19 protein-coding genes are annotated in these 25,393 nt (G+C 44.6%); 18 read left to right on the top strand and 1 reads right to left on the bottom strand.

From position 1 onward, the window contains the following. The first annotated feature begins 49 nt into the window (after nt 1–49). The 4 genes from Q0785_RS06460 (at nt 50) to Q0785_RS06445 (ending at nt 5,187) form a co-directional block, all read left to right on the top strand. Nucleotides 50–1,174 carry a nitrous oxide reductase family maturation protein NosD gene (locus Q0785_RS06460; RefSeq protein WP_298827251.1) on the top strand — a complete coding sequence of 375 codons (1,125 nt, stop codon included), beginning with the start codon at nt 50–52 and terminating at the stop codon, nt 1,172–1,174. Between the two features lie 229 nt (nt 1,175–1,403). Beyond that, nucleotides 1,404–2,369: a UDP-glucose 4-epimerase GalE gene (gene galE, locus Q0785_RS06455; protein ID WP_298827248.1), complete on the top strand. Its 966-nt coding sequence runs from the start codon at nt 1,404–1,406 to the stop codon at nt 2,367–2,369. A 343-nt stretch (nt 2,370–2,712) separates the two neighbouring features. Continuing rightward, on the top strand, nt 2,713–3,678 hold the full coding sequence (locus Q0785_RS06450) for a glycosyltransferase (RefSeq protein WP_298827246.1): 966 nt from the start codon (nt 2,713–2,715) through the stop codon (nt 3,676–3,678). A gap of 45 nt (nt 3,679–3,723) precedes the next feature. Further along, nucleotides 3,724–5,187 carry a lipopolysaccharide biosynthesis protein gene (locus tag Q0785_RS06445; RefSeq protein ID WP_298827243.1) on the top strand — a complete coding sequence of 488 codons (1,464 nt, stop codon included), beginning with the start codon at nt 3,724–3,726 and terminating at the stop codon, nt 5,185–5,187. 243 nt (nt 5,188–5,430) lie between these two features. Here the strand turns inward: Q0785_RS06445 and Q0785_RS06440 are convergent, their stop codons facing one another. After that, nucleotides 5,431–6,435, bottom strand: a complete 1,005-nt coding sequence (locus Q0785_RS06440) for a peptidoglycan bridge formation glycyltransferase FemA/FemB family protein (RefSeq protein ID WP_298827240.1) — start codon at nt 6,433–6,435, stop codon at nt 5,431–5,433. A gap of 319 nt (nt 6,436–6,754) precedes the next feature. Between Q0785_RS06440 and Q0785_RS06435 the strand changes: the two genes are divergently transcribed. The 14 genes from Q0785_RS06435 (at nt 6,755) to Q0785_RS06370 (ending at nt 25,108) form a co-directional block, all read left to right on the top strand. Continuing rightward, nucleotides 6,755–7,876 (top strand): right-handed parallel beta-helix repeat-containing protein, encoded by a 1,122-nt coding sequence (locus Q0785_RS06435; protein ID WP_298827237.1) that lies wholly within the window; start codon nt 6,755–6,757, stop codon nt 7,874–7,876. 198 nt (nt 7,877–8,074) lie between these two features. After that, complete coding sequence (locus tag Q0785_RS06430; protein WP_298827234.1) at nt 8,075–8,986, top strand: glycosyltransferase family A protein; 912 nt, start codon at nt 8,075–8,077, stop codon at nt 8,984–8,986. A gap of 572 nt (nt 8,987–9,558) precedes the next feature. Beyond that, nucleotides 9,559–11,037: a lipopolysaccharide biosynthesis protein gene (locus Q0785_RS06425; RefSeq protein WP_298827231.1), complete on the top strand. Its 1,479-nt coding sequence runs from the start codon at nt 9,559–9,561 to the stop codon at nt 11,035–11,037. A gap of 38 nt (nt 11,038–11,075) precedes the next feature. Next, on the top strand, nt 11,076–12,227 hold the full coding sequence (locus Q0785_RS06420) for a DegT/DnrJ/EryC1/StrS family aminotransferase (protein ID WP_298827228.1): 1,152 nt from the start codon (nt 11,076–11,078) through the stop codon (nt 12,225–12,227). A 17-nt stretch (nt 12,228–12,244) separates the two neighbouring features. After that, nucleotides 12,245–13,135, top strand: coding sequence for a glucose-1-phosphate thymidylyltransferase RfbA (rfbA, locus tag Q0785_RS06415; RefSeq protein WP_298827226.1), 891 nt, complete (start codon nt 12,245–12,247; stop codon nt 13,133–13,135). 12 nt (nt 13,136–13,147) lie between these two features. Beyond that, entirely contained in the window at nt 13,148–14,164 is a 1,017-nt protein-coding gene (rfbB, locus tag Q0785_RS06410) for a dTDP-glucose 4,6-dehydratase (protein WP_298827223.1), read from the top strand. Between the two features lie 48 nt (nt 14,165–14,212). After that, nucleotides 14,213–16,327 carry a hypothetical protein gene (locus Q0785_RS06405; protein WP_298827220.1) on the top strand — a complete coding sequence of 705 codons (2,115 nt, stop codon included), beginning with the start codon at nt 14,213–14,215 and terminating at the stop codon, nt 16,325–16,327. A 21-nt stretch (nt 16,328–16,348) separates the two neighbouring features. Continuing rightward, entirely contained in the window at nt 16,349–17,824 is a 1,476-nt protein-coding gene (locus Q0785_RS06400) for an MOP flippase family protein (RefSeq protein WP_298827218.1), read from the top strand. Between the two features lie 266 nt (nt 17,825–18,090). Then, nucleotides 18,091–19,041: a GDP-L-fucose synthase gene (locus Q0785_RS06395; RefSeq protein WP_298827215.1), complete on the top strand. Its 951-nt coding sequence runs from the start codon at nt 18,091–18,093 to the stop codon at nt 19,039–19,041. An 11-nt stretch (nt 19,042–19,052) separates the two neighbouring features. Further along, on the top strand, nt 19,053–20,117 hold the full coding sequence (gene gmd / locus Q0785_RS06390; RefSeq protein WP_298827213.1) for a GDP-mannose 4,6-dehydratase: 1,065 nt from the start codon (nt 19,053–19,055) through the stop codon (nt 20,115–20,117). A gap of 39 nt (nt 20,118–20,156) precedes the next feature. Continuing rightward, nucleotides 20,157–21,128, top strand: coding sequence for a glycosyltransferase family 2 protein (locus Q0785_RS06385; RefSeq protein ID WP_298827210.1), 972 nt, complete (start codon nt 20,157–20,159; stop codon nt 21,126–21,128). Nucleotides 21,129–21,198: 70 nt separating this feature from the next. Continuing rightward, complete coding sequence (locus Q0785_RS06380; RefSeq protein ID WP_298827208.1) at nt 21,199–22,575, top strand: hypothetical protein; 1,377 nt, start codon at nt 21,199–21,201, stop codon at nt 22,573–22,575. Between the two features lie 81 nt (nt 22,576–22,656). Then, a complete protein-coding gene (locus tag Q0785_RS06375; protein ID WP_298827205.1) occupies nt 22,657–23,766 on the top strand; it encodes a glycosyltransferase family 4 protein in 1,110 nt (369 codons plus the stop codon). A gap of 49 nt (nt 23,767–23,815) precedes the next feature. Further along, nucleotides 23,816–25,108, top strand: coding sequence for a glycosyltransferase family 4 protein (locus Q0785_RS06370; protein WP_298827202.1), 1,293 nt, complete (start codon nt 23,816–23,818; stop codon nt 25,106–25,108). Nucleotides 25,109–25,393 lie beyond the last annotated feature (285 nt).

The following is a 25,393-nucleotide window of genomic DNA, read 5'->3' as shown; positions in this document are numbered from 1 at the left end:
TATGTATGATAGGAAGTAAGGGCATTATGCACCAAAGGAGGTGATTGGCATGAAAGTAAAAACATTTGGATTTGTCCTGCTGGTGCTTTTAGGCATTGTCGGATTCGGTTATTTCTTTTTGATGATTGAAAAGTTGACGCAGAATGAAGAAGCGGAGAATGGGCAAGAAAGCTACAGCGCCAATCTGGATGAAGCATCAGACAAAACGGAGGAACTTCAGGCCGCTATTGATGAAACACCCGCCGGAGGAACGTTGGAAATCAAGCCAGGCGTCTACAAACTCAGCAAAAACCCTGACCTTAAAGCAGTAACGGGATATGGCGACAGCTATTTTGCCTTGAAGATTTCAAAGCCGATCACGATTTTGATGGAAGAGGTTATCTTCCAGACGGATACGGATGATGAGTATGGCGTGTTTTGGGTCAATGAAACGGAAGACGTCCATTTAAAAGGCGGCGCTCTGATGGGGGAACGTTTGCCGGAAGACGGCTCGTTGACATCCCATATCGCCATTCTGTTTCTCTATACTGACAATAGCTCCATTGAAGACACCTATATGAAAAATTTTTCCCAAGGTGTCCACCTTAATCATTCGGATCATAATGTTGTCAGAAAAGTAACTTCAGAGTTTAATTATGGATCCGGAATCATCAGTTTTGATTCCGACCAAAACCTCATTGATTCCTGTGTGGTGCGAAATTCCGGTGACGGCCATTTATCTTTGTATGGAGGTGGCGAAGATAATCATGTGGTGAATTGCATGGTTACTGAAGACCGCCCGGGTTATACCGATCAGCAGGGAATCACGGTGGAAAGTGAAATCGGCAGTTTGATCGAAAAAAATACGGTCAGCGGATTCTACTATGGCATCGATGTCAAAAATGCTTCAGAATCGAATATCATCGAGTCGAATATCGTTTTCGACAATGAATACAACATCGCTGTGCGCGGAGGCGATGGCGGCGAAAATCTTCAGCTGCCAAGCTACGATACGCAGATCCTAAATAATATGGCTGTGGACCCACGGGACAAATCTTCCTATGGAATTTATGTCGGAGCAGGAGATGGCCATGTCGTCATCGGCAATACCTTGAACATCGGCAACCTGGTCATTCCGGAAGATGATATGGAAATTTACGCAGATCAAAATCATTATGTGCCCGAAGAAGACTGAACACGTTTCCTGCTAGAGCCGGCAACGGCCTCGCGGAAACGTGTTTTTTGTTTGGGTTTTATTGCTTAGAAAGCGTGAGGTGCGGACTTTCCAGTTTGAGGTGCGGTTAACCCGCTTTGAGGTGCGGTCGCTCCCTTTTATCGAAATAAACCCTCATGTAAATTTTTCGCTAATGGTACAATTGGTTATATTAGGATTTTCTAGAAGGAAAAAAGGGGGAAGAGGATTCATGGCAATTTTAGTTTGCGGCGGCGCGGGGTATATCGGCAGCCATACGGTGAAGGAATTGGTGAATACATACGAAGTAGTGGTTTTGGACAATTTGACGACAGGCTTCGAGCATCTGGTTGATGAGCGGGCGACTTTCGTCAAAGGAGATCTGGGCGACCGAGCGGTTCTGGATGAACTCTTCACGACATACAGCATTGACGCTGTGTTCCATTTTGCTGCCAATAGCCTGGTCGGCGAGTCAGTGGAAAATCCTTTGAAATATTACCGCAATAACGTCAACGCTACAATGGTGCTGCTCGAGAAAATGGTTGAGCATGGCGTCAAACGCTTCATCTTTTCATCGACAGCCGCGACCTATGGCATTCCCGATACAGAGATGATCACGGAAGAAACGGCAACCAACCCGATCAATCCTTATGGGCGGTCGAAACTGATGGTCGAGCAGATTTTAGCAGATATCGCGCATGTCCATGATTTCCGGTATGTCGTGCTGCGTTATTTCAATGCTGCGGGTGCACATGAGTCAGGTGAAATCGGTGAAAGCCATGACCCGGAATCCCATCTGATCCCTATCGTGCTGCAGCATCTTCTTGGCCAGCGCGATAAAATTTCCGTATTCGGTACAGATTACGACACAGCTGACGGAACGTGTGTCCGGGATTATATCCACGTCACGGATTTGGCCCGGGCGCACATCCTTTCCTATGAAGGGATGGCGGATGGGAAAGTTGCCAATGAAACCTATAACCTCGGCAATGGAGCCGGTTATTCAGTCAATGAAATCATCAGTTCCTGCCAGCAGATTTCAGGAAAACAGGCAAACATCGAATATGCACCGCGGCGTGCCGGAGACCCGGCTACGTTGATTGCATCATCCGCTAAAATCAAAGCTGCATTAGGCTGGACGCCGGCATATGATTTAGAGGCCATCATTTCCAGTGCCTGGGCGTGGCATTCGAAATAGAAAAATCACATGAAATCCCCTTGAGCCACTTCACTGCTCAAGGGGGTTTTTCAATTCTGCCAAAAGCAGATTCCAGCAGAGAAGAGCGCTGCCTTTTCATTAGGGAATTACTGGAAGTGTAAAAATACTATTAAATAATTGTAAAGTTTATATTATTTTTTAAATAATACGAATTATCTATATTTATCGAATTGTTTTGTGTTAAGATGAAAAAAAGATGGTGATAATGGGCATAAAGTATCGGTTATGATGCTATTCATCATTTTTCCCTTTTGGCATTTTGCCTTCCCCTTTATTCGGCCTCAGTGATGTGTATTGCTTAAAACTTAAAGGAGTGAGAATTATGACAACGAAACCGCTGGTCAGTATAGTTTGCACAAGCTACAATCACGGAGATTACCTTGCCGAAGCAATCGAAAGTTTCCTCATGCAAAAGACGGATTTTGACGTTGAAATCCTGATTTATGATGACGCCTCAACCGATCATAGCCCTCAAGTGATTAAATACTATGAAAACAAGTATCCCTCTTTGATCAAACCGATCTACCAAACCCAGAACCAATATTCAAAAGGAGTCCGTGTTGAATTATTCAACCACAACCGGGCAAAAGGAAAATACATTGCCGTCTGCGAAGGCGATGATTACTGGACAGATCCCTACAAATTGCAAAAGCAGATTGATTACATGGAAGAGCATCCGGTATGCAGCATGACTGTCCATGCAGCTGATCGTGTTTTGTCTGATAAGAAGAAAATTCTTTCCACTGTACGGCCGGAAAAGGGAAATGCCATTTTTTCCGTTGAACGCGTGATTGAAGGAGGCGGCGACCTGGTTGCCACGAATTCCATGGTCTATTCAAAAGAAAAAGTTTCGGAACTGGCTCCTTTCTACTTGAATGCAGTAGTAGGTGATTACCCGTTGGTCATTTTGGCCGCGCTTCATGGAACGGTGGATTATCTGGATGCCAATATGTCAGCTTACCGGGTGGGGGTCAAGGGATCCTGGACAGAACGTGAACTGGCTACCAGTATGAAGCGGATCAATCATTATTATGATATGGAAAGAATGCTGGACGAAATCAATAAGTATACCCACTTCAACTACAATGATTCCCTCATGAAAGCAAAGCGGGGTTACCAGTTTTCCCTCCTATTGGAACAGGGGAATTTTAAGGCCGCAAAACGCGGAGAATTCCGGAAAATCTACCTGGATTTAGGTGCAAAAAAACGCATGCTGCTGCTGTTGAAACGCTTTTTCCCCAATGTGGCAGACAGCATCCGCAAAGCGAAATGGAAATTAATCCAGTAAATGCAGTTGCAAATGTGACAGGACTGGGGGATAGGAGACCATCAAATGGAACCACAACCTTCATTGAAAAAGAAGACGATCGGCGGTCTGGCATGGAGCTTCGGTGACCTGGTGGGCAATCAAGGTATCCAGTTCCTTATCCAGATCATTTTGGCGCGTATGCTGCTGCCCGAACATTTCGGACTGATCGGCATGATCCTGGTATTTATAGCGCTGTCCAATTCACTGGTCGACAGCGGCTTTACGCAGGCGTTGATCCGTGAACGCAATGCCAGCCAGGTGGATTATTCAACGGTCTTTTATTTTAATCTGCTTATTTCTGTGATGATCTATGGAATCCTTTACGTTACAGCTCCCATCATCAGCAGCTTTTTCGGCGAACCGCAGCTGGTCTCCCTGGTGCGGGTATTGTCCATCGGGATTGTCATCAACTCATTCGCGATCATTCCGAAGGCGATGTTTGCGAAAGAAGTGAATTTCAAAGCGCAGGCAGCGATAAATTTGAGCGCCAGTATCATATCCGGTGTCATCGCAATCGGACTGGCGATGGCAGGATACGGTGTTTGGAGTCTGGTGCTGCGTCAATTGTCGCTGAACGCCATCCAGTCTTTGCTTTTTGCTTTAACGAAAAAATGGATTCCTTCCTTGGTTTTCAGTATCGCTTCGTTCAAGCGGTTATTCGGTTTTGGCTGGAAGCTTCTTGTATCAGGGTTGATCGATACCTTTTATACGAATGTCTATTTCCTGATTATCGGCAGGCAGTATTCTGCTATACAACTGGGTTTTTATACAAATGCTTCACGTTTCAGCGAAATCGTCTCGCAAAATTTAGCGGCAACCATACTGCGGGTGACCTACCCGGTGCTGAGCAGCATACAGGATGAACACGAACGGTTAAAACAGTCATATAAAAATATCACCAAACTTGCGGCTTTTCTCATTTTTCCTATGATGGTGGGAATGGCCGCTGTCGGGGACCCTCTTGTATTATTGGTGTTCGGTGAAAAATGGCTGCCGATGGTCCCTTATTTTCAATTGCTGTCCATTGCCGGGATGCTGTATCCGATATTGGCGCTCGATTTGAGCATTCTTCAGGTAAAAGGCCGGTCCGACTTGTATCTGCAGTTGGAAATCATCAACAAAATCTCCTTGACGATTCTATTGGTTCTGGCGGTCTGGCTGGAATTAGGGGTGATCGGGTTGATTGCAGCCGCCATTTTAAATACCTATCTGGAATTCTTCGTCAACAGCCATTTCTCGAAACGGGAAGTGGCTTATCCGGCCAGAGAAAAAGTGAAGGACCTGCTGCCGGTTTACTTGCTATCCTTTGTCATGGGTGCTGGGGTGTGGGTGCTTGGTGCGCTGCTGGAGACAGGCATACTGATTCAATTTTTGCTGCAGGTTGCTGCTGGCATCGCATTTTATATCGCTGCTTGCCGAATTGCAAACATTGCCGAACTGAAGACAGTTTATAGATTGATATTGCCTATCATCAGAAAAAAAGGCTGAAGAGAAAGCTTACCTATTTGAAAGGCTACTCACTTTTAAAAATAAATAAACGGAAAGCAGCGACTCCTGCTTTTCCGTTTATTTGAGATTTATATAATTTCTTTTACTTGTAGGCTGGAAAAAAATCAGTGGTTGGAAGCAGCCTTACTCATTTTTGCTGAATATGATCTGAAGAATTGGATAAATAAAAACGGAAGAAGCAGTCAAATCTGCGCTTCTTCCGTTTCATGCATCACAGGCTTGTCATGTTGATACTTTTTCCAACGATTTTTGGCGATAAGCTGGAAAAGCTTCAGTGTTGTTGCTCACTCCGGCTTTCTCACATAAAGCGTCATAGATGGGACTATTCCAAATTTTAAAGCCAAAATAATACGCGAATTCGGTATTTTTGCCGAATTGCTTCTTAAATAAAAACAGGCTGTCCTCCGGATCCCGTGTACGGCCGCCACCATCATGGATCAACGCCATACCGTTATCTTTCCCCCATACAGCAAGTGCATATTGAAGGACATAGGCAGGGGATAAGTGATGATACTCCTTTAACGTTCCTGAGAGATGGGTGTGGATCAAATCGTTATAGAAAAAGCTCAACCCCATCCCGATGATTTTCTCTTCATACACCACTTCCGTCAGAATGATGTTTTCGCCGAACCGGCAGAGGCAATCGGAAAAATAGTCATCGTCAAAATAATAGATATTGGCAGCCTTGTTGCGGTCCATCGTCGAGTGATAGATGGCTTTGAAATCCTTCAGGTCCGGCGGGTTGATGGTGATGGAAAAAGAAACTCCGCTCTTCAGTGCTTTTCGGACATTTCTTCTGCTGGATTTGGAAAACTCGCTTTGTACAGGATCTTCAAAGGCCTCCAGATTGGTTCCGGTCGTATTGCGGCGATGGACAACTTCATAACAGGATCGAAAATCGGCAGCATTTTCAAAAACTGGGTGGAAGCGGACAGATTCGCTGACAATCCGGTTTTCCTGGCAATAGCCCCGGAAAGCCTCCTGGAAAAGCATCGCCAACTCTTCATTTTTCCCTTCGGCAACATCTGTCATTAATGGGCCCCCATAGCCATAAGGTGTCACCAAGTCAAAATAGGTTCCATCATCCAGTTTAATGGGAATCTCTTTTTTGATGAATTGGTGATATACCTTCCCAAGGGGGTGGGAAAACTCAAAAACTTCGCAGGTTCCATTTTCGATTTTCTCGTAAAGTTGACCATATTCTATTTCGAAAAATAAATCCCTCAAGCTAAAACCTCGTTTCTTATTGAATAGTATAGAACGGTATGTAATATGACTAAATTTTCAATTAAATTAACGTCAATTCGATTATAGCGAAAAAAAAAGGAAAATGCTAGGGATATTTCGTTTTCATTATCCGATAGACAGCAAAAATAATATATTTATAGGATAGAATAACTTCGATATTGGGTAATATTATAAAAAAAATAGTATTCGGAAATATGTGCATTTTTAGAAATCTTGCCTTATACTAAGGGTACGAGGCCGCGGTTTAAAAGTCGAGCCTCTCTATCTTTAAGGTTGTTTAAAGGGGAGAACGGAAAAGATGATCAATAAAACCACTCGCTGGATCTTGTCCCTGGTCGGAATCTATGGCTTAATCCTTGTCTTTTTAATGGGAGAAGATTTTTTATTTGCTGAAGAACAGATAGATGCCAAAACACAATTTGGGGCAGAAGGTGATGGAGTGACGGATGATACGAAAGCTATCCAGAAAGCGATTGACGAAACTCCAATCGGTGGAAAGCTGCATATTCCGGCGGGTATTTACAAATTGAGCAAAAATCCGGATTTTAAAGCGACTACCGGATACGGTGAGAGCTATTTTGCTTTAAAAATAACAAAACCTATTACCCTCAACATGGACCAAGCGATTTTTCGTACAGACTCTGACGGTGAATATGGTGTGTTCTGGGTTAAAGACACAGCGGATGTCCATCTGAAAGGTGGTTTCCTGATTGGGGATAAATTGCCGGAAAGTGGGTCGCTGGTTTCCAATATCGCTATTTTGCTTCAGGACAGCCAGAAAAGTTCGATTGAAAATGTCTATACTAAAAACCATTCGCAGGGAATTCATCTTCACCATGCCAATGACAACCTTATCCGAAATGTGACGAGTGAATCCAATTATGGTTCCGGTATCATCAACTTTGCCTCGGATTATAATACGATTGAATCCTGTGTGGTGAGAAATTCAGGAGATGGACATCTCTCTTTATTTGGCGGCGGCAAACAAAATCTGGTCAAAGGCTGTTTAGTAATGGAAGATCGCAAAGGCTTTAGCGATCAGCAGGGAATCACCGTGGAAAGCGAAAAGGACAGCATCATCGAAAAGAATACGGTGAGCGGCTTTTATTACGGAATTGATATCAAAAATGGAGCCGATTCCAATATCATCAAGGGCAACCTGACCTATAACAATGAATACAATATTGCAGTACGGCCAGGAGATGGAGGCGAGAACCTGATGACGCCGAGCCATAATATCAGCATCCTCAATAATTTAGCCATCAATCCACGTGAAAGCTCAGAACGGGGGATTTATATCAATGTTGGAAACGGCCATACTGTCAAAGGCAATACGATTGAAGATAATAACTTGATCCTGCGCGATGAAGAATTAAGAGTGAAGTATCAGAAAGAGAACTTTTTTACAGCAGATGAGTAAAATGAATATAATTACATTATTGTAAATTTATTGTTTATTTATCTGAATAATCCATTTTTTCAATTTCGGTGTGTTAAGATATGAGAAAAGCCGGAAATCGGCAGTATTTATTTCAGCTGAACCAGTCAGGGTGTATTTGAGGCCGCACATTATAGCTGATGACAAAAACTTACTTAATTGAAGAGGAGTCTGTAATTTATGGCAAAAGAGATAATGGTGAGTATCGAGTGTACCAGTTATAATCATGAAGATTTTATAGCCGAAGCCTTGGATAGCATGTTGATGCAGCGCACAGATTTCGCTTATGAAATCCTCATTCATGACGATGCATCCACAGATCGGACAGCTGAAATCATTCGAAGCTATGAACAAAAGTATCCGGAGATCATTAAACCGATCTATCAGACAGAAAATCAATATTCTAAAGATGTCTTGGTAGAGCTTTTTAATCTTGAACGGGCCAAAGGCAAATACATGGCCGTTTGTGAAGGTGATGATTACTGGACGGATCCGTACAAACTTCAAAAACAGGTGGACTACATGGAAGCGCACCCGGAATGCAGCATGTGTGTCCATGCTGCGGAACGGGTATCCGCGGTGACCCAAAAAACTGTTTCCACTATTCGTCCGAGCCACAAGGACAAAATTTACAGCGTAGAAGAAGTGATTGAAGGTGGAGGGGAATTATTCGCCACCAATTCAATAGTGTATTCGCTTGAAAAGATTCCGAAGATGCCGGAGTATTACCTGAATGCAACAATCGGCGATTATCCGCTCGTGATTTGCGGGGCGTTAAATGGGACGCTTTTCTACATGGATCAGAATATGGCTGCCTATCGTGTAGATGTGAAGGGTTCTTGGACCGACGTGCAGGTCTCTGATGTCGCCAAGAAACAAAAGCATTTGCAGGAAGTTGCAGCGATGCTGGATGAAATAAATGCCTATACTAATTTTAAATACGATCATGTCATCAGTCGGACGAAAAAGCGCGATCGTTTCTATGTTCTGCTCAAGCAGCTGAAGATAAAAGAAACATTAAAACGAGGCTACCGGCAGTTCTATATGAGACCTGAATTCTTCAGAAGGGTCCTTAAAAGAATCACAATCTGAAAAAACAGTTCAATAATAAAAAAGAAAAAGCAGTTTCCAAAGGTCAGCAACTAGGGCTTTCGGGAACTGCTTTTTTTGTTTGAATGCTGATTTTTCAGCAGCAGTATGAAGAAAATCCATAAAAAACAGCAGAATCACTCCAATCCAGCCGTTTTTTTGTCTATCCAGTAAATTAGCGAAATATACCTAGAAAGACTTCTGCAAAATAGAATTAATAAAATTTATGGAAAATAAGAAGTATCTGCCAATTATATAAGTAATCTTGTGTGGAATTCTCAGAGATTCACTTCATAATTAGTGTTTCAGCAAAAGATAGTGGAATAATTTGCATAATAAAAATAAAAAAATAATCTAAATTATCTGTTATTAATGACTTATAGTATGTTAGAATGAAAATTAAGAAGTATAAATAAGCACAAAGTAGTGTATCTGAAACGGAGGTTCGTTTATTTTGTTTTTAAGAGATTTTATTTACCTAGTATTTATCGATGGATGACGATAGAATTGAACTTTCTGAACATTCAGAGCTATAAAATAGTATTGGGGAAGTTTTCTTCGTTAGGAGCCGGCAGATGAAACAGGAAAATTCATTGAAGAAAAAAACAATCAGTGGTCTGCTGTGGAGTTTCGGGGACATGATGGGCAATCAGGGGATTCAGTTCATTATCCAGATTATCTTAGCGCGGCTATTGCTGCCTGAAGATTTCGGGATAATCGGAATGATTCTGGTGTTTGTCGCTCTTTCGAATTCGCTGGTCGACAGTGGTTTCACGCAAGCGCTGATCCGGGACCAAAAAGCTGATCAAACTGATTATTCAACCGTTTTCTATTTTAACTTGATTGTGTCCATTTTCATTTATGGTGTGCTGTTCTTATCTGCGCCATGGATCAGCAACTTCTTTGAAGAAAGTCAATTGACGGCGATTGTCAGGGTATTGGCATTAGGTGTTATCATCAATGCGTTTTCAATCATCCCGAGGGCGATGTTCACTAAGGAAGTGGATTTTAAAGTCCAGGCGAAAGTCAATATGGCAGCAAGTGTGCTGTCAGGACTGGTCGCAGTTGCGATGGCTCTTTTCGGCTTTGGTGTGTGGAGCCTGGTTGTCCGTATGCTTGCGCTGAATCTGGTTCAGGCGCTGCTGCTGACTTTCTACAGAAGATGGCTGCCTTCCTTGGTTTTTAGTACGGCATCATTCAAGCGCTTGTTCGGCTTTGGCTGGAAGCTGCTCGTTTCAGGATTGATTGATACGGCCTATAACAATATCTATTACCTGATCATCGGCAAGCAATATTCGGCGACCTCTCTGGGTTATTACACAAATGCCGCGAAATTCAGCGATGTGGCGACACAGACATTGACGGCAACAATCCAGCGGGTGACCTATCCGGTGTTGAGCGGAATTCAGGACCAGGAAGAACGGCTGAAAAAAAGCTTTAAAAAAGTCATCAGGCTTTCAGGCTTCTTGATCTTTCCAATCATGGTCGGTGTAGCGGCAGTTGCAGAACCGCTGATTTATCTGATTTTCGGCGAGAGATGGATGACCATGGTGCCTTATTTCCAGCTCTTGTGCATCGCGGGCATGCTGTATCCGATCCATGCATTGAATTTGAATATCCTTCAGGTGAAAGGGCGTTCGGATCTGTTTCTTTATTTGGAAATCATCAAGACCATCGTACCCACAGTGCTGATTTTTCTTGTCATCTGGATGGACTGGGGCATCGAAGCTTTAGTGGCTACGGTGGTGCTGGACTCGTATATTTCCCTGTTCATCAATATCTACTTTTCAGGACGCGAGATTTCATACAGCGTCAAAGAACAGATTCGAGATCTACTGCCGATCTATGCGATTTCCTTCGGGATGGGCGCGGTGGTATACGGCATTGGCCAACTGATGCCTTTTTCGGAACTTTTGACGCTGATTCTGCAGATAGGCTTGGGTGTCGTGCTTTATATCCTCATTTGCAGAATGCTTAAAATTAAGGAATTCGATACCGTCTACGATCTACTGGTACCGGTTTTAAAAAAGATAAGACCCGCTAAGACGGGATGATTTGCGGAAAATGGATCCATACTTTGGGAGGGAATGTAATGGCTAAAGCTTTTGAACAACCGATTTATGTCACACGTCCGCTATTGCCGGACATCACTGGTGTCACGGAACGTATGAAAAAAGTGTGGGACAGCAAGCAATTGACGAATTTCGGCGCGCAGCATGATGAATTGAGCCAACACCTGAAAGAATACTTGGAAACCGACCATATATCCATTTTTTCCAATGGGACCATGGCTTTGCTGTTGGGCTTGAAAGCTTTAAAGCTGACGGGCGAAGTCATCACGACGCCATTCACATTCCCTGCTACGGTGCAGGCGCTTGATTGGAATAATCTGACGCCGGTGTTTTGCGATATCGATCCAGTGAATTTCAATATCGATGCCGATAAAATCGAAGCATTGATCACCGAAAAAACAACTGCCATCCTCGGTGTCCATGTATTCGGCAACCCATGCGATGTGGAAAAGATACAGGCGATCGCCGATAAGCATGGGTTGAAAGTGATTTATGACGGGGCGCATGCCTTTGGATCCAAGATAAACGGCGTGCCCGTCAGCAGTTTCGGCGATATGACGATGTTCAGTTTTCATGCGACAAAGCTGTTCAATACGATTGAAGGCGGGGCATTGGCCTACAGCGATCCCGCGCTCGATAGACAACTGGACCTGTTGCGGAATTTCGGGATTGCCAATGCTGAGGAAGTGGTACTGTCTGGCTTGAATGCCAAGATGAATGAAGTCCAGGCGGGCGTCGGAATCGAAGTGCTGAAGGTGATAGGGGAAGAACGCAGGAAGCGCCATGCAATCAAAAAAACCTACGAAGAAAACCTAGCGGATATAGATGGCGTCCGGGTTTTGACGACACTTGAGGATGAATCCAGCAGCTATCAGTATTTTGTGATTGAAATCAATGAAGAGGAATTCGGCCAGTCGCGGGACCTCGTCCATCAGGAGCTCCAGAAATACAATGTATTTGCGAGAAAGTATTTCTATCCTTTATGCAGCGATTTTGAATGGTACAGTGAATTGCCGTCAGCGCAGGGAGAAAACCTGCCGCATGCGAAACAGGCTGTTCAGCAAGTATTGGCGATGCCTTATTACGGAGACCTGCCGATCGAATCCGTCAAAGCCATCTGCGGAATCATTCGGGAACTGCATGTAAATCAGAAAAGCCTATCTCAACTATAAGAAATGAGGGATTTATGATGAAAGGGATTATTTTAGCTGGTGGAACGGGGACACGCCTTTACCCGTTGACCAAATCGATTTCAAAGCAAATGCTGCCTGTATACGATAAACCGATGATCTACTATCCGCTGTCAGTCCTGATGCTTGCCGGAATCAAGGAAATTCTCATCATTTCAACACCAAGAGATATTTCCGGATTTTTGAGCCTGCTGGGAAATGGCCAAAAGCTGGGCATCAAACTGGAATATGCCATCCAGGAAGAACCTAATGGATTGGCCGAAGCCTTTACGATCGGCGAAAGCTTTATTGGGGATTCACCTGTTGCGCTGGTGCTGGGCGATAATGTCTTTTATGGATCGGATTTCGGTAGCCGGCTGCAGGAATCAGCCGAGCTGACAAAAGGGAGTATCATTTTCGGCTGTCATGTTGCAGATCCGAGAGCTTATGGTGTTGTGGAAGTGGATGAAGAAATGAACATTCTTTCTATTGAAGAAAAGCCGGAGCAGCCGAAGTCGTCCTATGCGATTCCAGGCCTTTATTTCTTCGACAATCAAGTGGTTGAAATTGCTAAAGGCGTGGCCCCTTCAAAGCGTGGAGAAAAAGAGATTACTTCCATTGTTGAGGAATACAAGAATAGAGGGGAATTGCAGGTCAATATCATGGGACGTGGGTTGGCGTGGCTGGATACGGGGACGCATGAAGCTTTGCTGGAAGCCTCGAATTTCGTGGAAGCTATCCAAAAAAGACAGGGCCTGTATGTTGCCTGCCTTGAGGAAATCGCCTACCGGAGAGGTTATATCAGCCAAGCGCAGTTGATTGAATTGGCGCAGTCTTTGAAAAAGACCGATTACGGCAAGTACCTGCTTGACATCGCTTCCGAGAAATCATTATTGACCAATAACTCATAAAAGGGGCACCCTATGAAAAAACTACTTGTAACCGGCGGAGCGGGATTTATTGGAGGGAATTTTGTCCAGTATATGACCGACAAATATCCGCATTATCATATTTATAATCTGGATCTGCTGACTTATGCAGGGGATCTGACGAAGCATCAAAAGATCGAATCCAATGAGAATTACAGCTTTGTCCATATCGATATCGCTGACCGCGAGGCGGTCAATGAATTGTTTGAGCAGGTGAATTTCGATTATGTCGTCCATTTTGCAGCGGAAAGCCATGTCGACCGGTCGATTACGGATCCGGAGATTTTTATCCGGACCAATGTTCTGGGGACACAAGTGTTGCTGGATGCCGCTAAAGGAGCGAACATCAAGAAATTTGTCCATGTCTCAACCGACGAAGTATATGGTGAACTGGATTTTGACCCGGCAAGCTTCTTTACGGAAGAAACGCCGCTGCAGCCGAACAGCCCCTACAGCGCCAGTAAAGCATCCTCGGATCTGTTGGTCAGGGCCTATTACGAAACATACGGCTTGCCAGTCAATATCACGCGTTGCTCCAATAATTATGGTCCTTACCATTTCCCGGAGAAGCTGATCCCGTTGACGATTTCGCGCGTCTTGAATGACCAGAAGGTGCCGGTTTACGGGGACGGTAAAAACGTCCGCGACTGGCTGCATGTCCTGGATCATTGTTCGGCAATCGATCTGGTTATGCACAGCGGTGAAATCGGCGGCGTCTACAATATCGGCGGCCATAACGAACGGACCAATCTCCAAGTGGTGCGCACCATCATCGAGGCTTTAGGAAAATCAGAAGATTTGATCGAGTTTGTTGAAGATCGCCTTGGCCATGACAAGCGGTACGCCATTGATCCGTCGAAAATCGAGAGGCTGGGCTGGCGTCCGGTCTATGATTTTGAAACCGGCATCGCTCAAACAGTCGACTGGTTTCTGGAAAACAAGGAATGGTGGGAGCAAATCATCAGCGGCGAATATCAGCAGTATTTTGACAGGCAATATGCGCGGAAATAAGAAGCCGCGTCCTGTCTGGTACGCGAATGGGCAAGGGGGAATTGGGTGATGGCAAATCAGCAGACAATCAGTGGATATATAAAGGATTCATATCCTAGCAACCAAGCAGTGAAAATATTGGAATACAATGCTGAAACCAGCAGTCTGAAAAAGCAGCTGGCAGCTTCGGGCTACACTAATTTTCTTGGAATCTGTACAGATGAGCCAAAACAGGGCAAGGATGCCGATCTGTACTACGCAAATGAAAAGACATTGACCTATAAAAACAATGCAGAAGTGCTGGTCATCAATAAAGCCGACTTTCTGGATTTGAAAAATGCTTTCCATTCTTCAGCGGATTTGATTCTTTTCATCCCGTCCAGAATCATTGATCGCGCCAGCTTCCTCCCGCTTTGGGCATATAAACTGGCCAGAAAGAAAAAATGGAATTTCCATTTTGAAACGTTTTCCGACACTTCCGGGAAAGCCCGGACTGGCATCGTCTTCAAGCGGGATCACCAAAAAGAAAAGGCGGCGCGCCAATACCTGTCGCCCGAGCTTGGCCTCGAAAAATTTTTCGGGCTTCTCAACGAACGGAAACTCGATTATGTGATTCTGCGCTGGTTTGATGAACTGCCTTTTCTTGATCTGGACGAAGACGTGGATCTGTTGATTTCAGACGAACATATTGAAAAGGTGCGGGATCTATTGAATGAAAAGGTCGGCATCTTGCCGTTTGATATTTATAGTGCAGGCGGTCTGCCAGGCAGCAACTTTAAGAATATCGCCTATTATCCACCGTATATTGCTGAAACGATATTGGACCAACGGGAATTGTGGAACAGCAAGTACTTCATACCGTCTAAACGCCATTACTTTCTTAGCCTGATGTACCACGCGGTTTACCACAAAGGTGAGAAATCCGGAATTCCGGCAAAAACAGGAGGCATCGTCAAGAAGATTCCGCAAGACCATGATTACCCCGGGATCCTTCAAAAGCTGGCTGGTGAAACCGGTACTTCACTCGAAGAAATCAGCCTGGAATCCTTCCATCACGTCCTGGAAGATGAAGGGTGGGCGCCTTCTACAGACACTATTCGGAAACTGATCGGCGTCAGCGGATATTGGTTGGAGTCCATCATCAAATCGAGTGAACACAATTTCGAAAAAGACGGAGAATTGATGGTGTTTGTGGTTCGGGAATGGGCAGAGGAACGCCAGCTGACGGGGAAAATCACGGACTGGTTCGAACGGAATGGCTTATGCCTTATCCAGGCGGTCCGTCTTGATGAGGAGCAGAAAAGAAACGCCGCCCAAAGCATGCGGGGCGGGAATTGGGGTCAAGGTCCATGGCCGGTGAGTGGCGGAAAACCGTCCACTTTGCTGGTCATGTATGATTATCACCCGAAACCGCTGAACGCAAAAATGAAGAAAAAATACCCGCATGTCTCGAATGAGCATTATTTATTGAAAGAGCAGCTGCGGTCAGAAATTAATTTCAGCTTGTCGAAAGAAGAACGAGCTAATCCGCTGCACAGTGCCGATGACGAAATCGAGGCTTTGGATTACATTGCCGCTGTCGCTCCGGATCTCCTGCAGGAAGTTCGAAGCATCGTCACTGAATGGGACAATGCTTACCGGACGCGTGAGAAAGTCATTGCGGATGTATCTGAGAAAAAGCGGCGGGCCAAAGTTGAAATCATTGAATACAAAGGGCAAAAGGCGGTGAAAAAAACCTATAAGGCAGGAAAACAGCGGTTTTTGGAACGTGAGAAGTTCGTCTACGGTGAATTGAGCAAGGAATGTGAGTTCATTCCCAAACTGATCGACAGCGGTGAAAATTACATCATTGTTCCTTACCTCAAGACCAATAGAGTGACGGAAAGCTGGCACATCAAAAAGCAGATTCTGAAACGGAAGCATAAACAGGAGATTTTCAGCATCAATGAATTCTTCTATAACAAAGGGTATGCGCTGATCGATTTCCATCCGGGAAATATCCTGCTGACATCTGAAGGACTGAAAGTCATTGATTTCGAGTTCCTGTATCAATACAAGGAGCGGCCGCCGAATGTCCGTGATTCGTTTGATTTAAATGGATTTCCGGAAGACTTTACAGAAGACAGGCCGTACGGAATATTCCCCAAGCAGCGACGGAATATGTGGAAAAAGATTCTATATTAAACGCGATTAGAGGAATGGCCTATGGCATCTTTGAAAAATCAAGCAGTGAGCAGCGTGAAACTCACTTCAATATCAATGCTCGTTACCAGCATCCTGCAGATCGGCCAATTGCTGATTTTGGGCAGGGTTCTGGGACCAGCAGTTTTTGGGCTGATCGCCATGGTACAGATCGTCATCCAGTTTTCGCAGCTGTTCCTGGAAATGGGCATCACGGACGCCATCATCCAAAAAGAGAAAATCACCAAACTCGAGCTCTCCAGCCTGTATTGGTTTTCTATTTTCGTGGGAATGGTGTTGTTTCTTATTCTTTTAGGGGCGGCTCCTGTGATTGCGATGTTGTTTGATGAAGCCAGTCTGACACCGATGATTCAAGTGGTCGGCATCAGCTTTCTGATCCTGCCGTTCGGGCTGCAGTTTCAGACACTCGCCACGAAAAAGTTGGAATTCGCCCAAATCACTAAAAATGAAATTCTGGCGACGACAATCGGTGTGTTGTTGACCATTTACCTGGCAGCCTTCACTGATCTCGGTGCCTGGTCGCTGGTATATGGACATATCGTCATGTCGCTGTTCAGAAGTGTTCCCTGGGTAATCGGCGGCTATCGGAATCCGGAAACCAGACCGCAACTCGTTTTCTCGTGGAGAGCCATTAAAGGATTCGTATCATTTGGCATGTACCGGCTTGGCTCCACGAGCATCAATTATTTCACCACGAAAATTGATCAGGTGATCATTGGGATCACCCTGGGCTCTGTGGCGCTCGGCTATTACAGCATGGCCATGAATCTTATAATGCAGCCGGTCCAAAAACTGAATTCCATGATTAACCGGGTAGCGTTTCCGGTATTCTCGAAAATCCAACTGGACAGTGCCAAATTGCGCAGAGCGTATCTGCTGATCACCAATATGCTGACCAGCTTCAACGCACCGCTGCTCGCGGGAGTAATTGTGCTGGCTCCGTATGCTGTGCCACTTATGCTGGGGACGGATTGGTCGGAGAGCATCATCATCATCCAAATCCTCTGTCTCTATGGTTTGTTTAAAGCATTGGGTAATCCGAGCGGCAGCTTATTCATTGCTGTCGGGAAGGTGAGATGGAGCTTCTATTGGCAATTGGTTCAACTGGCTATCATTCCGGTCGTCGTTTTTCTTGCCAGCTTATCGGGTGAAATCGTCGTCGTGGCATTGGCGGTCGGCCTGCTGAGGATGCTGCTGTTCTATGTCAGCTATTTTGTTCGGATCCGCCATATCATCGGAGACAGTTTAGGTGAATTGACGTTATCGATCGCCAAGCCGATGATCCACTCAGCAATTATGCTGGCTCCTCTGTATATCATCAATGCCCAGTTAACAGGGATTGGACCAGTTGGAATCATTGTCATCGACGCCAGTATCGGCATGCTGGTCTACGGAATGCTGATGATTCTGAATCAACGGGAACTGGTAGCGGAAATGAAGGGTTTTTTTCAAAAAAGAACAGCAGTTAAAGAAGGGTGAAGCGATGCAGAAAAGTACAGAAAAGCTGAATTCAACCGGGTAGAATACCTCTGAATCACATTAATTATCGAATAATCAAAATAATATGAAATATTTAGACTATTCTATGGTAGAATGGAAAAATAAAATCGGATAATAAGCATATAGTCTTGGGTACATTGGCGAATTTTCGGTTTTATATTTATCTTATCTGTACATGGGCATGAAAGAGACACCAGCATCCATGGATTTATACATGGCAGACGCTGAAAAAAGGTGGGGTATTTATGAATTTGGATTCGAAAATTTACGTTGCTGGCCATCGTGGGCTGGTAGGATCGGCAATTATGAGGAATTTACAGGAAAACGGTTATACGAACCTTGTATTTAGGACCAGTAAAGAGCTTGACCTGACCATGCGAAATCAGGTAGATGCGTTTTTTGAAGAAGAGCAGCCGGATTATGTGTTTCTGGCAGCTGCTAAAGTGGGGGGGATCGTGGCGAACAACGATTACCCGGCAGATTTCATCCGGGACAATTTGATGATTCAGACAAATGTCATCGACGCCGCTCACCAGCACAATGTCAAAAAATTGCTGTTCCTGGGAAGTACATGCATCTATCCGAAATTGGCGGCGCAGCCAATGAGAGAGGATTCCTTATTGACGGGCGAACTTGAGCCAACAAACGAAGCTTACGCAATTGCAAAAATTGCCGGCATTAAAATGTGCCAGGCCTATAACCGGCAGCATGGAACGAATTTCATTTCCATCATGCCAACCAATTTATATGGGCCGCACGATAATTTCGATTTAAACAGTTCACATGTTCTGCCAGCATTGATCCGGAAATTTCATGAAGCTAAATTGAACAATGCCCCTACTGTGGAAGTTTGGGGTACTGGAACGCCGAGGCGTGAATTTCTGTATTCCGATGATTTGGCGGATGCCGCGATTTATTTGATGAACACATACAGTGGAAACGATTTGGTCAATATTGGGATGGGCAGAGATATCTCCATCAAAGAGTTGGCTGAGAAAATCGGGAAAACAATTGGATATGATGGGGAAATCGTCTTCAACACATCGAAGCCTGATGGAGCTCCTCGTAAATTGGTTGATGTCAGCCGTCTGAAAAGCCTCGGCTGGGAAGCGAAGATCCCGTTGGATGAAGGGCTGGAAATGGCCTATCAATGGTTTTTGGAAAATATAGAGAAAAATACAATGTTGACGAATTGAGGGGGAAGATTATGAAGAAGGCATTGATCACTGGCGTTAACGGACAGGACGGTTCGTTTCTATCGGATTTCTTATTGGAAAAAGGCTATGAAGTGCACGGCATCATTCGCCGAAGTTCGAGCTTCAATACCGGGCGTATTGAGCATCTGTATATTGAGGAATTAAAGTCGAGCGAGAATTTTTATATCCATTATGGAGATATGACCGATACCTCCAATATCATCCGCTTGATCAGCGAAATCAAACCGGATGAAATCTATAATCTGGCGGCGATGTCCCATGTGAAGGTATCGTTCGAGACTCCTGAATATACAGCGGATGTGGATGGCATCGGAACTTTGCGCATTCTGGAAGCGGTCCGTATTCTGGGATTGGAGAAAAAGACGCGCATTTACCAGGCATCCACATCGGAACTTTATGGCAAGGTCCAGGAAGTTCCGCAAAGGGAGACAACGCCATTTTATCCGCGTTCCCCTTATGGCGTAGCGAAATTATACGGCTACTGGATTACGAAAAACTACCGTGAATCCTATGATATGTTTGCGGTCAACGGCATTCTGTTCAACCACGAATCAGAGCGCCGCGGAGAAACTTTCGTCACACGTAAAATCACGATGGCGGTTGCACGAATCGCCAATGGCAAGCAGGATAAAATTCTTTTGGGCAACTTGGATGCCAAGCGGGATTGGGGATATGCCAAAGATTACGTGGAGTGCATGTGGCTGATCCTGCAGCATGAAACACCGGAGGATTTCGTCATTGCTACCGGGGAGATGCATACCGTACGCGAATTTGCGACATTGGCTTTCAAACATGCCGGAATCGAAGTGGAATGGCAAGGTGAAGGGATTGACGAAAAAGGCATCAACGCGAAAACGGGGGAAGTTGTGGTTGAAGTGAACCCGGAATTTTTCCGCTTGGCAGAAGTCGAGCAATTATTAGGCGACCCTACAAAAGCGAAAAATTTGCTTGGATGGAATCCCACTTCCACTTCGTTTGAAGAACTTGTGCAAATAATGGTTACGCATGATTGTCATCTATTGAAAGAAGAGAAGAGTGCCATCACTGAGTATTAAACATAGCGGGTTCCTTATCGGGTGGGGGGATAAATTCTTATGGTGACCTTAAATGATAAAGTCAGCGTCATTATTCCGACGTATAATCGATCGGAATTGCTGAAAAAAGCAGTGGAAAGCTTGAAAAACCAAAGCCATCAAAACTTCGAAATCATCATTATCGATGATTTTTCGACAGATGATACGGCGTCAGTCGTCGAAGAGATGGAAGATGATCGGATCATCTATCTCAAGCATGACATCAATAAAGGTGGTTCGGAAGCCAGAAATACCGGAATCAAACGGGCTACGGGGAATTTTATCGGTTTTTTGGATTCGGATGACCAATGGCTTCCGCAAAAGTTGGAAAAGCAGCTTGGGCAATTCGAAGGCCAACCGGATGTGGGAGTGGTTTATACGGGAGTGCAGGTGGTCAATGAAAACAATCAGCCTACCCGTAAAATCGTTCCTGAATATCGGGGGGACATACTGCCGAAACTGTTCGAGTCCAATTGCATCGACACAACATCATCCGTATTGGTGAGAAAAGAAGTGTTGGACCAGGTGCAAGGTTTTGATGCCGGATTGCCAAGTTGCCAGGATTGGGATTTGTACATACGGCTGGCGCAAGTGACGAAATTCGATTTTGTCAAAGATAATATGGTGTTGTTTTATCACCATAGTGGGGAACGCATCACCACCAATAAAAAGTCGGTGCTGAATGGGCATCTGAGTATTTTTGAGAAGTACAAAGCCCTGGCCGTAAAACAACAGAAATCGACTTTTCACCGTTTTGTCCTAACGATTTGGAAAGTCGTTTTCCGGACTGGGATTATCGGGCAAAACAAAGAGACGATTCGATTATCCAGAAAAGTGCTTACGGAAGGCTTTAGGGATGACCGGCTATCAGTAAAGTTTATGTTCTATTACCTATCCACTTTTTTGAATATGAAGACATTATTATACCTCTATACACAGTCAAAAAAAAATAACAGGAAATCCCACCTGTTATCTGTAGCTACTCCATCCTGAAACTGGGGTTCACAGGATAGGCAAGCTTTTGCTGGTCGGGGAAGGAAATTATAAATAAAGGAATGAGACGATGGAAAAGCATATTGAGGCCGATGATCGATTTGAAAAAGTCCTGTTTATCATCGTCAATCTACTAACTGGGATTTCGGTAATCTATTATTTACTTCGAGCAGGCCAGATTTTCAATACCGAAGATCCATGGAACCTATTCATTTTAATTATTTTTTCCTTTAAGTTCATAATGGACCTCTACATCTTTAAGGTGGGCTTTGCCACTTTTTCTCTGGTGCTGTTATTTTTGCCGGTCATCAGTATTCTGGGCTTCGGTCCAATTGGAGAAGTTCAGCCCTTATTCAACGATCGTACGCATCTGATCGAAAAGCATTTCTATACTTTGGCATTCGGTGCTTTGTTTTTCTATTACATCTGGTCGATTCTGCTATGGGTGACCAATAAAGCTTATCGGAATTATGATGCCAAAATTCTGGTCCTCTATTCAGGTACGGTCCAAAGCTTATTGGCCACTTGGTTTTTCAGTGTCTTGGCCATTGTTTCTTCCATCATTTATTTGCCGGATCTTCCGGGAAAAGCCTATCATGATCTGTCGCCGAGCCTATTGCCCGGAAACGCCTGGAACTCGGTTGTCGTCATTTCGTATTTTTTTGTGCTGATGGGGGTCAAAAACAGTACAATCCGTAAATTTGCGCTCTTGTTTGTACCTTTCTGGCTTCTGTCCCATTATGCCAGAGTCGACATTTTAGGTCTGCTGTTGATTTTGTATCTGCTTTTGACCGCTTCAAAAAGAGTGGATGTCATCAAGTCGAAATTTTCGTTCAGAAATGTTGCATTGATCGCTGGAGGTCTATTGGTATTTTCGTATTTAGGGTTGGTCCGGCATTCGGGATTGGTTTTTGATGTGGAGGCGATCTTGGACTCCGTGTCCATTCTGGTCAACTACCCCACAGTCCAGGATCTGGTCTATTCCACAGCAGCGGCGATTGAAGTGACGCATACCTACGGCAACTACTACACGCTCATCGACTATATTCCGCAGCTGATTCCGTCTTTCTTTGGAATTGAAGCACAGAGTCCGCAGGCGGCCCATCTGGTCGCTGAGCTCATCCATACCAATTATGGATTGTTCGTCTACGGTGAATATTATTTGAACTTCGAAATCATCGGGCTGATAGTGGCGCCGTTTGTGACCTATGCGGTCCTATTCGTCCCTGCATTCCTATTGAAGAAGTTCTTCGGCAATTTGGGAATGGCGCTTGGTTATTATTGGATTGTTTTGACCATTGCCAGGGTGTTCTGGTACGGCTATATCTATTACATCAAGCCGCTGATCATCATCATGCCGATTTTCATCATCCTGTATCTTGTCATTGCATCTTTTGAAAAAGAATTAGTGGACAAGCCGGCGTTGAAATCAACTGATCCCCATTGAGTGTGGGCAGTTCACATAAGTGCTTGCTCCTTGTCTGTGAATTTTTGGGCAAGATGTCATATTAATGAGAGGTGAATCCGCGTGGCTGGAACAAAAAAAGGCAATTTGATTTTTGTCGGGCCTTTGCCCCCACCTGTATTGGGTGAAAGCATCGCCCTGCAATCCTTATATAAATCCGAGAAACTTCATCAGCGGTACAAGGTGAAGAAAATCAATTTGAGCCGAAAGGATTTTGAACATCCCGGAGCTCTTTCTTTCGATAAACTTTTTACGGATTCCTTTGCCATTCTTTACTCCGGATTCTTGTCGCTGGCTATGAAAAATCCGATTCTGTACATTTCCATATCCCAGACAAAAATGGGGTTGTTGCGGGATTGTGTGATGATTCAAGCCTGTAAAGTGCTGGGACGCGGAAAAGTGGTGACTCATTTGCATGGCAATAATCTTGGCGGTACCATTGACGCCACTTCTGGGATCGCGCAGAAATTCATCGTCAATGCCTTAAGGAAAATCGACGTCGGCATTGTGCTGGGCGGAAAACTAGCCCCCAATTACCGTGGCCATGTGAAACGTGTGGAAGTGGTATCCAATGGCATACCTGCAGATTTCATTCTCAAAAGTGAAGTAGGTCAAGGTAAGGAAAAAGGGGTGATTTCCCTTCTGTATTTGAGTAACTTGATGTTCGAAAAAGGCTACGTGGAGCTGATCAAAGCAACTACTGCGCTGATTCAAGAGGGGCATAATCTCCGCCTTGATCTGGTCGGTGGCATCCAAAATGAAAGCGAATTCCAAGAAGTGAAGCGTTATATTGCAGCGAATGAAATGGATCAGCGCATCCAATACCATGGCCTCAAACAGGGGGAAGAGAAAAAGCGCTTTTTCCTGGAATCGGATATGATGGCGCTGCCGACCAAATACAAAGTCGAAGGCCAGCCAATGTCCATTATTGAAGGGATGGCTGCGGGTCTGCCGATCATCTCCTCTGATCGGGGAATCATCGCGGAGCTGATCAAAGACTGCGGTGTCGTCATTGATCCCACAGTGGAAGGCGTCAAAGGTGCTATTAAAAATCTGGTGAACGATGACGCCGAACGTATGCGCCTGGGAAGAATGAGTCGGGAAACGTTCGAAGAGTATTATACGGAAGACAAATATACTGATTCTTTGATAGCCATTTTCGACGAACTTTAAATGGAAATGGCGCATTTTTCTGCGCCTTTTCCGGGAAAGGAAGGCTCGTATGCTACGCAAAAAAAAGATTACGTTTGTCATAAACTACTTTTATCCAGATCTTGCGGCGACCAGCCAGTTGATGACCGAACTGACAGGGCGCCTTCAAAATGATTTCGATATTACAGTCATTGCAGCACAGCCGGGATATGCTGGTGAAAACCACCACGGCAAAAAGCTTTTTGAAGAAGGTTATTTGGAAAACATCAAAGTGGTTCGGATCAAACTGCCTGAGGTGGATAAAAACTCCAAAGTCAGCCGGATTAAATACATCTCATCTTATTTTGTATTGGCGAATATCGCTTTATTGAAAGAAAAAGGGACGGATGTCATTTTTACGATTTCCCAACCACCCGTATTGGGCGGATTGATCGGAACCATCGGCAAGCTGCTGAAACGTTCACGGCATATCTACAGCATCCATGACTTTAATCCTGAACAAGCGCAGGCTGTGGCATATACAAATAATCAGGCCGTCTTCAAAATCGCTAAAGCTGTCGACAAACTGAATTGCAGCTACGCCGACCAGGTATTGCTGGTTGGCGAAGACATGGCTGAAACTTTAAAGGGACGTTATGTGGATAAAAAAGTGCCGAGCCACACCGTCATCAGCAATTGGACAGATGAGCATGCCATCGTGCCGCTTGAAAAAGACGAACCGGCCATCCGTGAATTCCTGGAAATGCATGGGCTGCAGGATAAGTTCATCGTTATGTATTCAGGGAATCTGGGGCTCTATTACGACTTGGAGAACCTGATTCAAGTGTCCAAGGAATTTACTGATCAGCCTGATATTGTCTTCCTGTTTATCGGGGAAGGTGCGGTCAAGCAGCGGATTGAGGCATATGCAGAAGAAAATAATCTGGAGAACGTCAAGTTTCTGCCGTATCAGCCAAAAGAATTTCTTAAGTATTCTTTAAATGCAGCGGATGTTCATTTGGTCGTCAATCAAAAAGGCATCAAAGGCGTTTCTGTGCCGAGTAAAATCTATGGCGTCATGGCGGCAGGAAAACCGGTTCTCGGTGTCCTCGAGCAGGGCAGTGAGGTGCAGCGCCTGATTTTTGAAAGTGGAGCGGGTGTAGTCATTGAGCCTCAAGACTATCGGGGGGTCGTCCATGCGATCAATTATCTGCGTACTTTGGATCCGGAGGAACTGAAAGCGATGGGCTTGAAAGGGCGTGCTTATCTCGAAGCGAATCTGACAAGGGATACTTCCATCAATAAATACCGGGATGTCCTGCAGGCGGTGGCAGGCGACACGCCACAGCTGGAAACCAGCTATCAGACCGAGAGCCGTCCATGAAATAACTTCATTGAAATAACAGATCGCTTCCGTGGAATCAACTGATTCTTCGGAAGCGGTTTTTGTGTGCCTGGATTCTCCAGTAAGCATACAAAAAATTCTAAAGAACAGCTCTAAAGCCATTAAAAAATAAATTGTCTTTAATTTCTAAAAAATAAGAATAATAAAATAACTAATAAGCCTTGATTTAATTCGGTACGGGATATAGAATAGGTAAATATATCTGATATTTCTAATTAATTAGAAAATAATATTGAATTATTAGGTATTTATATATATAATACG

This window comes from uncultured Planococcus sp. (assembly GCF_947501725.1).
Taxonomy (GTDB): domain Bacteria; phylum Bacillota; class Bacilli; order Bacillales_A; family Planococcaceae; genus Planococcus; species Planococcus donghaensis_C.
This window is presented reverse-complemented; position numbering and strand designations above follow the sequence as displayed.